The organism is Enterobacter sp. MGH120 (assembly GCF_001037725.1).
Taxonomy (GTDB): Bacteria; Pseudomonadota; Gammaproteobacteria; order Enterobacterales; family Enterobacteriaceae; genus Enterobacter; species Enterobacter hormaechei_C.
Map to the genome: position 1 here is coordinate 2018018 of NZ_KQ089940.1, position 13423 is coordinate 2031440.

Below are 13423 nucleotides of genomic sequence, written 5' to 3' on the forward strand. Positions count from 1 at the left end.
TACCCGCCTGGTTAGCGCAAGAAACAGCGATTCAACTGAGGGGTTTTTCGTCAGACTGGCGGGCAACTCTGCCCGCCGAACAGATTATGCCAGCAGCACGCGGTCGATGGTTGAACAGCCCAGCGCTTTCAGCGTGGCTGCGGTCGCGTCCCACTGGATCAGCGGCGCATCGGCCTTTTCAGCCAGGATTGCGCGCTGAATATCCGGGTAGTCATACCCGTTCAGGCTCAGCAGGTTCAGGGCACCCTGGAGCGGAGGCAGCGTCGGGTTAAATGCGGCGTTCTCTGCATAGCTGCCGGTGAAGATGCGGCCGTCGCGGCACTGAAGGGCGACGCCGCTTGGAGATTTGCTGTAGGGCGTGTGGCTTTTATTGGCGGCGGCAATGGCCGCTTCGCTCAGCTCATCTCCCGAGAGCGCATAACCGTGGTCCTGCTCGTCCATCAGCAGGGTTTTGATCTCAAGATCTTTCGGGCCGAAAGCATCCGGCAGGTAATCACCCAGCGTATGCGGTGCGCGTCCTGGCAGGTTGATACGCAGTTCAAGACCGCTGTTCAGCTCATTCATAAACTGGCGGCAGTGGCCGCAAGGGGTATAGTTGACGGTGATGGCGCGCAGGGCTTTTTCGCCGCGCAGCCAGGCGTGACTGATGGCGCTCTGCTCCGCGTGGACGGTTTGCTGCATGGTCGCACCAAGAAACTCCATGTTTCCGCCGAAGTACCAGGTTCCGCTCACGCCGCGCGCAATTGCGCCTACGTTAAAATGGGAAAGGTCAGCGCGGGCGCAGGCAGCCGCCAGGGGCAGCAGGGCGAAAGCCAGCGCGTCTTCGTCCAGCCCCGTTGCCTGTTTAAGGGCCGTGACCTGATCTGCCGTCAGCAGGGCGGGGAAATGCGCATCCGCCAGAACCGGAGCCAGGGCTGATTGCAAATTCTCTGCAAGCTGAGAGAAAGCAGCTTGAAAACGTGGATGCATGACGTTGCCTCATCAAGGTTAATGGATCGGTAGTGTACGGAGCCGTACGGCCTTTATATGTGATCCAAATCTCATTATGTGTGCAACTTATGAAATGAAAATGAAAATTGCGCGACGCATCGCAAATTTTAGCCCATGACTGCCAGAATAATCGGGAAGATAAACGGCGCGACCAGGGAAGTGATAATCCCGCAGATGACCAGCGCCAGCGAGCTGAATGCCCCTTCCTGATAATCCAGTTCCGCGCAGCGTGCGGTGCCCAGCGCGTGCGAGGCGGTACCCATCGCCAGACCGCGTGCCGCTTTGGTCCGAATTTTCATGATATTCAGCAGCGTATGACCAAACACCGCGCCCAGGATACCGACAAAAATCACGCACACGGCGCTGATGGCCGGAATGCCCCCGATGCTGCCGCCCACGGCCATGGCAATCGGCGTGGTGACGGATTTAGGCAGGATAGAGGCGGCGATCTGCGGCGACGCGCCCATCAATAAGGCCACCGAGGTACCGGTGATCATCGCAACAAGGCTACCCACAAAGCAGATGGTAATGATGGATTTCCAGCGCGCGCGGATCTGATGCAGTTGCTCATATAAAGGAAACGCCAGCGCCACCACGGCAGGCTGCAACAAATCGTTGAGGATCTTGCTCCCGGCGAAGTAACGCTCATAAGGAATGCCGGTGAGCAGCAGAAAAGGAATAATCACCACCATGGCGACCAGCAGCGGATTGAGCAACGGCATTTTGAAACGCACCGCAAGCTTACGCGCAGCAAAGAACACCACCAGGGTTAACGGCAGGGACCACCAGATATTCGCCATCATTTTTTTGTTTTCTCCCCGACGACCTTGCGTTCGCCATGCACAATGTGTGAACTCCAGCTGACGACCAGGAATACCACCAGCGTACTGATGGCGCAGGAGACCACAATCGGGCCGAACTGCGCTTTAAGCACATCGTAATACTGCATCACCCCAACGCCGATAGGCACAAAAAGCAGGGCCATATAGCGAATGAGAACGAAGCACCCTGGATTAACCCATTTCGCGGGCAGCACCTGTAATGCCAGTAGCACAAACAGGATCAGCATGCCGATAATGCTGCCGGGTATCGTAATCGGCAGCAGCGAAGCGATAAAAATGCCGGCGTACAGGCAGGCATAAATGAGGACGAAGGCGCGAAGGTATTGCCAGATAGTATTCAGTGATTTGCTCATGGTGAAAGTCCTTGCTGAGACGTATTCATCATACAATTAAACCTGAAAATGTGCCACGGATCACATCATGAATTTTGGGCATACCAGACATTCCGCAATGGAACGCCGGGCTTTCAACATACATAGAGAGCAGCTACTATAGCGCGTCTTTTTTCACAGGTACTCAGAATGCGTGTTTTACTGGCCCCGATGGAAGGTGTGCTCGACTCTCTCGTGCGCGAGCTGCTTACCGAGGTGAACGATTACGATCTCTGCGTGACGGAGTTTCTGCGCGTGGTCGATATGTTGCTGCCAGAAAAATCATTTTATCGTCTCTGCCCGGAACTGCATCGTCAGAGCCGCACTCCGTCCGGTACGCTGGTGCGCGTCCAGCTGCTCGGCCAGTATCCTGAGTGGCTGGCTGAAAACGCCGCCCGCGCGGTAGCGCTTGGTTCGTACGGCGTCGATCTTAACTGCGGCTGTCCGTCAAAGCTGGTCAACGGCAGCGGCGGGGGGGCGACGCTACTTAAAGATCCGGAGCTGATTTATCGCGGCGCAAAGGCCATGCGTGAGGCGGTTCCATCGCATCTGCCGGTGACGGTCAAAGTGCGTCTGGGATGGGACAGCGGCGATAAGCAGTTTGAAATTGCTGACGCGGTGCAGCAGGCGGGCGCCACCGAGCTGGTGGTGCACGGGCGAACCAAAGAGGATGGTTATAAAGCCGAGCGCATTAACTGGCAGGCGATTGGCGAGATCCGCAAACGGCTTACGATCCCGGTGATTGCCAACGGCGAAATCTGGGATTATGAGAGCGCGCAGGCCTGCCTCAAAGAGACCGGCTGTAATGCCGTGATGATTGGCCGCGGTGCGCTGAACGTGCCGAACCTCAGCCGGGTGGTGAAATATAATGAGCCGCGGATGCCGTGGGCGGATGTGGTGAAACTACTGCAAAAATACACGCGGCTGGAAAAGCAGGGCGATACCGGCTTGTATCACGTCGCGCGCATTAAGCAGTGGCTGAGTTATTTGCGTAAAGAGTACGACGACGCGCTGGGATTATTTCAGGAGATCCGTACCCTACAGACGTCTGCGGATATTGCCCGGGTGATCCAGTCAAAATCCTGAGCGAAGTGTGAAGTGTTTGCCCGGCGCGGAGCCGGGCAACAGAATCAGAAAATCATCTTAAATACGCCGGTTACCACCAGCAGCCCTATCAGAAATATAATCAAAATAACCCACAACAATATTTTCATTCGCCTCTCCTGCGTATGTCTGTCGAAGTAAGTGTAGCAGCCAATTCATAATTAGCATGAATACATGAAATTAAATCATTGTCTTGGAGAATAAATTTCCGGATATGAAAATGTATAACAATATGCGGATTGCCACGCGTTACTAAAAAACGGAACGTCAGTAAGCGTAAGTTGCGCCTTTATTTTTTTGAGTTCATGGCGTAATGAAACGTTCTCTTACTTTATCTCTGAGTGCTCCTCTTGTTTTTATGCTGGCCGCCTGCGCGCCGGAACATGCCACGGTGTCTCCAGTAAAAACGCAAGCCGCCGCCGCAGCTGTAAATACCCAACTGCGTCATGCCGACTGGCCAAAAAGCGAATGGTGGAAAGACTTTAACGACCCCCAGCTCAACGCGCTGATCGACAAAGCGCTGGCGGATGCGCCGGATATGCAAATTGCCCGTCAGCGTATCACCCTGGCGGAAGCACAGGCGAAAGCCGCTGTCGCTGCTGAGGGTCCACAGCTGGATTTTTCCGCAGATGTTGAACGGCAAAAAATGTCGGCAGAGGGGCTGATGGGGCCATTTGCGCTGACCGACCCGGCGGCGGGGACAACCGGCCCCTGGTACACCAACGGCACCTTTGGTCTGACGGCGGGTTGGGATCTGGATTTATGGGGTAAAAACCGCGCCCAAATTGAGGCCCGCATCGGTCAGGTGAATGCGCAAAAAGCGGAGCTGGAGCAGACCCGCCAGCTGCTCGCCAGCAGCGTCGCGCGGCTGTACTGGGACTGGCAGACCGAGGCCGCGGTGGGTGACGTACTCGCGCAAATCAAACGGGAGCAGGAAAATATCATCGGTGCCGATCGTGAGCTTTATCAGCACGGCATTACCTCCTCGGTGGAAGGCGTTGAAACGGATATTAATGCCAGCAAAACCGATGAACAGCTCGCTGACGTGCACGGCAAAATGAAGGTCATTGAGGCGCGTCTGAATGCGTTGACCCATACCCCTTCAGTCACGCTCGCCCGGCATGCCTTACCTGACGCAGAGGCGTCGTTGCCATCAACGCTCGGTTATGAACTGCTGGCTCGGCGCCCGGATTTGCAGGAGGCGCACTGGTATATCGAAGCATCCATGAGCGAAGTGGATGCCGCCAGAGCCGCGTTCTACCCTGACATCAATTTGATGGCATTCTTGCAGCAGGATGCATTGCACCTGAGTGACCTGTTCCGCTCATCTGCGCAGCAAATGGGCGTAACCGCCGGGCTGACGCTGCCAATTTTTGACAGCGGTCGGTTGAATGCGAACCTGGATATCGCCCAGGCGCAAAACAACCTCTCCGTGGCGAACTACAACAAGGCCGTGGTAGATGCCGTAAACCAGGTTGCCCGGACGGCCAGCGAAGTGGAAACGCTGACCGCCAAAAATCAGCACCAGCAGCAGATCGAAAAAGATGCGGCGCGCGTCGTTGCGCTGGCACAGGCGCGCTTCAGCGCCGGGATCATTGCCGGCTCCCGGGTGAGTGAAGCAAAAATTCCGGCGCTCAAAGAGCGTATTACCGGGTTGATGCTGAAAGGTCAGTACGTGGATGCCACGCTCCAGCTCACCTCCGCGCTGGGTGGCGGATATCATCACGGCTAACATTGCGCATTATCTATACTTACCTCTTTGCAGATTATCAGGAGGTGAGTATGACGCGAGTCGCAATTGTTACCGCATCGGATTCAGGAATTGGCAAAACGACGGCCCTGATGCTGGCCGAACGCGGGTTTGATGTCGGAGTAACCTGGCATTCAGATGAGAAAGGGGCGCTGGCAACCTGCCGTGAAATTGAAGCGCGCGGGCAGCGTGCCGAGGCCATTCATCTCGACTTAAGCAATTTGCCGGAAGGCGCAAAGGCCATTGAAACCCTGATTACGCGTTTCGGGCGGCTGGATGTGCTGGTTAACAATGCCGGGGCGATGAAGAAAGCGCCATTTCTGGACCTGTCGTTTGACGACTGGCGGCACATATTCACCGTTGACGTGGACGGCGCGTTTCTCTGCTCGCAAATCGCGGCGCGTCAGATGGTGAAGCAGGGGGAAGGGGGGCGGATCGTGAATATCACCTCGGTGCATGAACATACGCCATTGCCGGACGCCAGCGCCTATACGGCGGCCAAACATGCGCTGGGCGGGTTAACAAAGTCGATGGCGCTGGAGCTGGTTAAACATAAGATTCTGGTGAACGCCGTTGCGCCCGGAGCGATCGCCACGCCGATGAATGATATGGACGACAGCGAAGTGAAAGAAGGCGCAATGCCGGAAATCCCGCTGGCACGGCCAGGGCATACCAAAGAAATTGCCAGCCTGGTGGCGTGGCTGTGTGACAGCGACGCCAGCTACACCACCGGGCAGTCGTTTATCGTCGACGGCGGTTTTATGCTGGCGAATCCGCAGTTTAAGCCGGAGGGATAGGTTCCCCTCACCCTAACCCTCTCCCTGTGGGAGAGGGAACTAAAAACCCCCTCTCCCTGTGGGAGAGGGCCGGGGTGAGGGCATCAGGCCGCACTCACTCTTCATCCCGCCGCTTTTCGCGATGCTTGAGCCACAGCCGTACCACAATCACCACCGCAACAACCAGGATCAACCAGGCCCAGTGTTTAAGATGCTGATCGAGATTATGCAGCCACGGACCTATTACTTCGCCACCCACGTAGCCAAGCGTGGTGAAAATCAGTGCCCAGGCAATCGCCCCGAGAATGTTCAGCGGCAGGAAGATTTTCGGCGGTAAGCGGCTCGCGCCAATCAGTATTGGCCCGATGATGCGAAAGCCGTACATAAAGCGGGTACCAATCACAAACAGCCAGGGACGTCGCTGGATAAGCCGCTGAGCACGGCGAATTTTCTTTTGATGCTTAGCAAAACGTTGCAAAAGCGTCGGGCCAAAGCGCAGCCCCAGAAAGTAGAGCAGCTGATCGCCAATCATACCGCCCAACGCGACGGCGGCGACCACCAGCGAGAATTTCAGCAATCCCTGATGTGCGGCCACCCCGCCCAGCAGCGTGATGGTTTCGCCTTCCGCGACGCTGCCGATCACCAGCGCGGCGTATCCATATTGTTCAATAAGACCGTTGATATCCATTACGTAAACGTCATCTCCCTTACTGTGCCTGCGTTAATCATATACCCCATCCATCAACCGCGCGGCAATCAACGGAAATTTCCCACTGTACATAAAATAATCTAAAGCCTGCATTATACTTAAGCTATCGCTGACGGGCCGACAACAAGGGGGCGTTATGAACCATGTCTGGGGACTTTTCTCCCATCCCGATCGTGAAATGCAGGTGATCCGTAACGAGAACGAAACGGTCGCGCATCACTATACCCACCATGTCCTGCTGATGGCAGCGGTGCCGGTGGTCTGCGCGTTTATTGGTACTACGCAGATAGGCTGGAACTTTGGTGACGGCACCGTGGTTCAGCTTTCCTGGTTTACCGGACTGTACCTGGCCATTCTGTTTTATGGCCTGATGCTGGCCGGGGTGGCGGTGATGGGGCGGGTCATCCACTGGATGGCGCGCAACTATCCGCAGCGCCCGTCGCTGGCACACTGTATGGTCTTCGCCGGATACGTCGCGACCCCGCTGTTTTTGAGCGGTATTGTCGCGCTCTATCCACTGGTCTGGCTGTGCGCGCTGATCGGTACGGTTGCCCTCTTTTACACCGGTTATCTGCTGTATGTAGGGGTGCCAACCTTCCTCAATATCAATAAAGAAGAGGGCCTGAGCTTCTCCAGCTCTACGCTTGCCATCGGCGTACTGGTCCTTGAGGCGCTACTGGCCCTGACAGTTATTCTTTGGGGTTATGGATACCGTCTCTTTTAAGTTCCCTGCATTGCTGGCGTAAATGCCAGCAATGCAGCATCTGGTTATGATTCTCCGCTGGCGACAACGCACGGTGACCGCTATGATGCCGAAGCCAGCCTGTGTTTATCCGTTGACACAGGCGGTGTACGTCATAACGTGCGTGAATTATTATCAGAAGTCTCATCATGCTGAAATTTCGAGTGTCACTCCTTAGTCTTGCGCTGCTGCTGGGCGTCTCCGCTACCGCGCCAGCCATCGCCAAAACGACCGCAGTCGCCACCGCTGCTGCGCAACCCCAGATTGCGTCCGGCAGCGCGATGATCGTTGACCTGAATACCAACAAGGTGATCTACGCCAGTCATCCGGATCTGGTGCGCCCGATCGCTTCCATAACCAAAGTCATGACCGCGATGGTGGTGCTTGATGCACGACTGCCGCTGGACGAAAAGCTGAAGGTGGATATCAGCCACACGCCAGAGATGAAAGGGATCTACTCTCGCGTGCGTCTGAACAGTGAAATCAGCCGTAAAAATATGCTGCTGCTGGCGCTGATGTCCTCTGAGAACCGCGCGGCGGCAAGCCTTGCCCACCATTATCCTGGTGGTTACGACGCGTTTATCCGCGCGATGAACGCCAAAGCCAAAGCGCTGGGGATGAAAAATACCCATTTCGTAGAGCCAACCGGTCTGTCGATTCATAACGTCTCGACGGCGCGTGATTTAACCAAGCTGCTGATCGCCAGTAAGCAATACCCGCTGATCGGTCAGCTCAGTACCACGCGTGAGGAGATGGCGACATTCTCGAACCCGGCGTATACGCTGCCGTTCCGCAACACTAACCATCTGGTGTATCGCGATAACTGGAATATTCAGTTAACCAAGACCGGATTCACTAATGCGGCAGGGCACTGCCTGGTGATGCGCACCGTGTTTAACGGTAAGCCAGTGGCGCTGGTGGTGATGGATGCCTTCGGCAAATATACCCACTTTGCGGACGCCAGCCGCCTGCGCACCTGGATTGAAACCGGGAAAGTGCAGCCGGTGCCGGCTTCAGCGCTGGCGTATAAAAAGCAGAAAGCGGAACAGATGGCGACGGCGCAGAACGACTGAGCCGCCTGTCTGTGCCGGGTGGCGGCTTCGCCTTACCCGGCCTACGGCCCTAAAGCGGCCCCGATACGTAGGCCCGGTAAGCGAAGCGCCACCGGGCGAAAGCGCCTACTCCGGCAGCGTCCAGTCACCATCGTTGAGTGGACGCTGCATGATCAACGTATCCCGCCAGTCCCCCTTCTTATACCCCACGCTGCGCAGTTGACCGACAACCTCGAAGCCATGTTTTTTATGCAGCCGTAACGATCCCGCATTATTGTTTCCGTCACCAACCACGGCAATCATCTGCCGCCAGGGTCCTTGTTCACAACGGGCGATCAGTGCCTGGAGTAAGGCCGAGCCAAACCCGCGCCCGGTAGTGCTGGCATCCACATAGATGGATTCCTCAAGGGTGTACCGGTAGGCCTGGCGTGGACGATAAAACGTGGCGTAGCAGTAGCCGACAACAATGCCGCGATACAGCGCAACCAGCCACGGTAAACCGCTGTCGGTCACGCTCTTCATCCGCTGAAGCATCTCATCGACGGTGGGAGGAACTTCCTCGAAGGACGCACGGCCATGAAGCACATGCCAGGCGTATATCGCCGAGATGGCATGCGCATCGTCAGGAAGGGCGTCGCGCACCTCGATTTCAGTTTCGGGGAAAATTTCTACAGCCGACATGTTCTGCCCGCTCCTTGTTTGGAAAGCCAGAGAAACGTTTCTCTGGCAACAGGCAGATACTCTAGTACGTTTGAGGAGGGCTTAACAATCTCTTAAATTTGGCTATAAGAGTTCATCAGAGGCTTGCGTATCGTGTTCCTCTGTTTCGGCACTCTCTTTCCAGTATTTCTTCCGCGTTGTCTTACCAATGCCCGGGTTCATACTGTTTGTAGGGTCATTTTTGCGATAAAACTGTTTAAGCGTCTCCGGCGCTTTGTACAGGTGTCCTACGTTGTGCTCGGCAGGATATTGCGCGCCACGCTCGTGCAGCAGCGCCAGCATCTGTTCTTTCAGCGCGTGTGCATCAACCCCTTTTTTGACGATGTAATCCTGATGGAAGACATAGCACATAAAGTGGCCGTAATAGAGCTTATGCACCAGCTTGCTGTCGATCTCCGGCGGCAGATGTTCAAACCACTCGGTATCGTTGCGACGCAGGGCGATATCCAGCGCCAGAATATCCTCCACCTCTTCGGAATGCACCGCCTGATAACGGATGGCAGCACCCGCCGCGGCGAAGCGGTGCAGGAAGGCTTTGCTGCCTTCTTCCGGCGTACAGGCAAAGAAATCCCCGTCGGCGGTTTTGAAGAATTCGGTGAGCCAGCTCTGCGCTTCGGCAATTCCGTCCCCGGCCATTTTCAGCAGCAGATGGTGCTCATACTTGTCGCGCCAGGTCTTCATCCGCTCCGGTAAATGCGCCGGGAAGACGTTACCCAGCTTCTGCATAAAGCGGTCGGTGAAGTGCGGTTTGAACAACGATACTTTCTCCAGCATCGCGTCGGTGCGGCCCTTCATAGTGAAGAAGAATGGCATTTTGTCGGTGCCGAGCTTGTCGATCATCAGGAAGGTATCTTTGCCGTAGCGCTCTGCGATGTCGTAAATGTCCCGGTGCATATACTCGCCTGCCACCGGCAGGTGAGTGAACTCGGCCAGAATATGACGACGGATCTCCGTCAGCACCTCCGGCTGATTGGTGCCGATGTAAAACACCTGCTGCTTTTTCTCTGCCGGGAAGGTATCGAGGCGCACCGCAAAAACGGCCAGCTTGCCCGCGCAGCCGGAGGATTCAAACAGGCGATCCGGATCGGCGTTATAGCGCGCCGGCGTATCGGCATTGATATCGCGCACGCGGGTGATGTAATCGTGGTCATGCGCGTGACGGCCATCGTGCTGAACGTCTTCGTCCTTTACGCGGTCATCGTCGAGTTTGCTGAGGATCTGCTCTGGCGTTACGCCCAGATCGATCCCCAGATGGTTAACCAGCGTCAGCTTGCCGTTTTCATCGATACGGGCGAACAGCGACATTTCCGTGTAAGCCGGGCCGCGCTGCACCAGCGAGCCGCCGGAGTTATTGCAGATCCCGCCGATCACCGAGGCGCCAATGCACGATGAGCCGATCACCGAGTGCGGTTCGCGTCCCAGCGGCTTAAGCGCTTTTTCCAGCGAGTAAAGCGTGGTGCCGGGGAAGGCGAGCACCTGTTCGCCCTTGTCCAGCAGGTGCAGTTTGTCGAGGCGCAGGGTGCTGATAATCACGATGTCACGATCGTAATCGTTGCCGTTCGGCGTGGAGCCTTCGGTCAGGCCGGTATTCGCAGCCTGCATTAAAATAATCTTGTCTGCCGCAACGCAGGCGCTGAGCACGCGCCACAGTTCGAGCAACGTACCGGGGAAGACTACCGCCAGCGCGTCGCCCTGGCCGGAGCGAAAGCCCTTCCGATAGCGGGCGGTTTTGGCCGGGTCGGTAAGCAGGTGAGAGTGACCAACCAGGCGAGACAGTTCGTTAATAAATGTAGTGTTATCGTCAGTTCGAACAGAAGACATCTTCCACTCCTTGTGGTGGGGCAAATTTCTCGCTGTAAAGCATAGCGCGATTAGCCGTTGAGCGGTCGGGTATTCATGAGAAAAATCAGAGAATAACCCTGCAAGGTTTTCAGGCTTTATGGCACACTGCGCTTTTCGCACGGTCTGGCCGGGTGCTTCCCGCGGTTATTGATGAGAGAGAATAACAACATGAAATGGCTATGTTCTGTAGGTGTCGCCGTCAGCCTGGCGCTGCAACCTGCGCTGGCAGAGGATTTGTTTGGTAATCACCCGCTCACGCCCGAAGCCCGCGACGCCTTTGTCACGGATTTACTCAAAAAGATGACGGTCGATGAGAAAATCGGCCAGCTGCGCCTGATCAGCGTCGGTCCGGATAACCCGAAAGAAGCCATTCGCGAGATGATCAAAGACGGGCAGGTAGGGGCCATTTTTAACACCGTTACCCGCCAGGATATCCGCAAGATGCAGGATCAGGTGATGGAGCTGAGCCGCCTGAAAATTCCACTGTTCTTCGCTTATGACGTGGTGCACGGCCAGCGTACCGTCTTCCCGATTAGCCTCGGCTTAGCCTCCTCTTTTAATCTTGATGCGGTGAAAACCGTCGGGCGCGTTTCGGCATATGAAGCCGCAGACGACGGCCTGAATATGACCTGGGCGCCGATGGTTGACGTCTCCCGCGATCCGCGCTGGGGCCGCGCTTCGGAGGGCTTCGGTGAAGACACGTATTTAACCGCCACGATGGGCAAAACCATGGTGGAAGCGATGCAGGGCAAAAGCCCGGCAGATCGTTACTCGGTCATGACCAGCGTCAAGCACTTCGCTGCCTATGGCGCGGTGGAGGGCGGTAAAGAGTACAACACCGTCGACATGAGCCCACAGCGCCTGTTTAACGACTACATGCCGCCATACAAGGCAGGGCTGGACGCGGGGAGCGGCGCGGTGATGGTAGCGCTGAACTCTCTCAACGGCACGCCTGCCACCTCCGATTCGTGGCTGCTGAAAGACGTGTTGCGCGACCAGTGGGGCTTTAAGGGCATTACCGTCTCTGACCACGGCGCGATTAAAGAGCTGATTAAACACGGCACGGCGTCCGATCCGGAAGACGCGGTACGCGTGGCGCTCAAGTCCGGCATCAACATGAGCATGAGCGACGAGTACTACAGCAAATACCTGCCGGGGCTGGTGAAGAGCGGCAAAGTGACGATGGCAGAGCTGGACGACGCCGCTCGCCACGTGCTGAACGTGAAATATGACATGGGGCTGTTTAACGATCCTTACAGCCATCTGGGGCCGAAGGATTCAGACCCGGCGGACACTAACGCCGAAAGCCGTCTGCACCGTAAGGAAGCCCGGGAAGTAGCGCGCGAAAGCCTGGTGCTGCTGAAAAACCGTCTCGACACGCTGCCGCTGAAAAAATCCGGCACCATTGCCGTGGTTGGTCCGCTGGCCGACAGCAAGCGCGACGTCATGGGCAGCTGGTCCGCCGCAGGCGTGGCGGATCAGTCCGTTACCGTGCTGACCGGCATTAAGAGCGCCGTGGGTGATAATGCAAAAGTGGTTTACGCCAAAGGCGCGAACGTCACCAACGATAAAGACATCGTGACCTTCCTCAACCAGTACGAGGAAGCGGTGAAGGTGGATCCGCGCACGCCGAAAGAGATGATCGACGAAGCGGTGAACGCCGCGAAGCAGTCCGACGTGGTGGTCGCGGTGGTGGGTGAAGCGCAGGGGATGGCGCACGAAGCCTCCAGCCGTACCGACATTACCATCCCGCAAAGCCAGCGCGATCTGATCGCGGCCCTGAAAGCCACCGGCAAGCCGCTGGTGCTGGTGCTGATGAACGGGCGTCCGCTGGCGCTGGTGAAAGAAGACCAGCAGGCTGACGCCATTCTGGAAACCTGGTTCGCCGGTACCGAAGGCGGTAACGCCATTGCCGACGTGCTGTTTGGCGATTACAACCCGTCCGGCAAGCTGCCGATGTCCTTCCCGCGCTCCGTCGGGCAGATCCCGGTTTACTACAGCCACCTGAACACCGGTCGTCCGTATAACGCCGACAAGCCGAACAAGTACACGTCTCGTTATTTCGATGAGGCGAACGGCCCGCTGTATCCGTTTGGCTATGGCCTGAGCTACACCACCTTTAAGGTCTCTGACGTGAAAATGTCAGCGCCTACGATGAAGCATGACGGCAAAGTGACCGCCAGCGTGGAGGTGACCAACAGCGGCAAACGCGAAGGCGCGACGGTGATCCAGATGTACATTCAGGATGTCACGGCCTCCATGAGCCGTCCGGTGAAACAGCTGCGCGGCTTCGAGAAGGTCAACCTGAAACCGGGCGAAACCAGAACGGTCAGCTTCCCGATTGACGTGAATGCGCTGAAGTTCTGGAACCAGCAGATGAAATACGATGCCGAGCCTGGCAAATTCAACGTCTTCATTGGCGTGGATTCCGCCCGCGTGAACAAAGCCGAATTCGAGCTGCAATAATCTTACCTTCCTCCCCATCCCCCGCCTGGCGGGGGATGCCTCTCATCTTGTACGAAAAA

12 protein-coding genes are annotated in these 13423 nt (G+C 56.5%); 6 read left to right on the forward strand and 6 right to left on the reverse strand.

Annotated features, from left to right (window positions below):
* Positions 1-84 precede the first annotated feature (84 nt).
* The 3 genes from cdd to SK54_RS09565 all read right to left on the reverse strand — a co-directional run bounded on the left by cdd (position 85) and on the right by SK54_RS09565 (position 2185).
* Complete coding sequence (cdd, locus tag SK54_RS09555; protein WP_017383380.1) at positions 85-969, reverse strand: cytidine deaminase; 885 nt, start codon at positions 967-969, stop codon at positions 85-87.
* 128 nt (positions 970-1097) lie between these two features.
* Positions 1098-1793 carry a CidB/LrgB family autolysis modulator gene (locus SK54_RS09560; protein WP_015572322.1) on the reverse strand — a complete coding sequence of 232 codons (696 nt, stop codon included), beginning with the start codon at positions 1791-1793 and terminating at the stop codon, positions 1098-1100.
* On the reverse strand, positions 1790-2185 hold the full coding sequence (locus tag SK54_RS09565; protein WP_003859308.1) for a CidA/LrgA family protein: 396 nt from the start codon (positions 2183-2185) through the stop codon (positions 1790-1792). The genes SK54_RS09560 and SK54_RS09565 overlap by 4 nt, the downstream gene beginning before the upstream one ends.
* A gap of 168 nt (positions 2186-2353) precedes the next feature.
* Here SK54_RS09565 and dusC point away from each other — a divergent pair, with 168 nt between their 5' ends.
* The 3 genes from dusC (at position 2354) to SK54_RS09580 (ending at position 5854) form a co-directional block, all read left to right on the forward strand.
* On the forward strand, positions 2354-3289 hold the full coding sequence (gene dusC, locus SK54_RS09570) for a tRNA dihydrouridine(16) synthase DusC (protein WP_003859306.1): 936 nt from the start codon (positions 2354-2356) through the stop codon (positions 3287-3289).
* A gap of 331 nt (positions 3290-3620) precedes the next feature.
* Positions 3621-5039, forward strand: a complete 1419-nt coding sequence (gene mdtQ, locus SK54_RS09575) for a multidrug resistance outer membrane protein MdtQ (RefSeq protein WP_032648905.1) — start codon at positions 3621-3623, stop codon at positions 5037-5039.
* A 50-nt stretch (positions 5040-5089) separates the two neighbouring features.
* Positions 5090-5854 (forward strand): SDR family oxidoreductase, encoded by a 765-nt coding sequence (locus SK54_RS09580; protein ID WP_075550053.1) that lies wholly within the window; start codon positions 5090-5092, stop codon positions 5852-5854.
* A gap of 94 nt (positions 5855-5948) precedes the next feature.
* On the opposite strand, the gene SK54_RS09585 is transcribed toward SK54_RS09580, so the two are convergent.
* A complete protein-coding gene (locus SK54_RS09585) occupies positions 5949-6521 on the reverse strand; it encodes a DedA family protein (protein WP_015572327.1) in 573 nt (190 codons plus the stop codon).
* Positions 6522-6678: 157 nt separating this feature from the next.
* Here SK54_RS09585 and SK54_RS09590 point away from each other — a divergent pair, with 157 nt between their 5' ends.
* Together SK54_RS09590 and pbpG are read left to right on the forward strand one after the other, a co-directional pair.
* Entirely contained in the window at positions 6679-7266 is a 588-nt protein-coding gene (locus SK54_RS09590; RefSeq protein WP_003859296.1) for a Yip1 family protein, read from the forward strand.
* Between the two features lie 167 nt (positions 7267-7433).
* Positions 7434-8357, forward strand: a complete 924-nt coding sequence (pbpG, locus tag SK54_RS09595; protein WP_015572329.1) for a D-alanyl-D-alanine endopeptidase — start codon at positions 7434-7436, stop codon at positions 8355-8357.
* Between the two features lie 105 nt (positions 8358-8462).
* Here pbpG and SK54_RS09600 read toward each other — a convergent pair whose 3' ends face one another.
* Both SK54_RS09600 and dld read right to left on the reverse strand, forming a co-directional pair.
* On the reverse strand, positions 8463-9017 hold the full coding sequence (locus SK54_RS09600; RefSeq protein ID WP_017693051.1) for a GNAT family N-acetyltransferase: 555 nt from the start codon (positions 9015-9017) through the stop codon (positions 8463-8465).
* Positions 9018-9119: 102 nt separating this feature from the next.
* On the reverse strand, positions 9120-10877 hold the full coding sequence (dld, locus tag SK54_RS09605; RefSeq protein WP_048247087.1) for a D-lactate dehydrogenase: 1758 nt from the start codon (positions 10875-10877) through the stop codon (positions 9120-9122).
* A 189-nt stretch (positions 10878-11066) separates the two neighbouring features.
* Here dld and bglX point away from each other — a divergent pair, with 189 nt between their 5' ends.
* Complete coding sequence (gene bglX / locus SK54_RS09610; protein WP_017383376.1) at positions 11067-13364, forward strand: beta-glucosidase BglX; 2298 nt, start codon at positions 11067-11069, stop codon at positions 13362-13364.
* Positions 13365-13423: the final 59 nt, after the last annotated feature.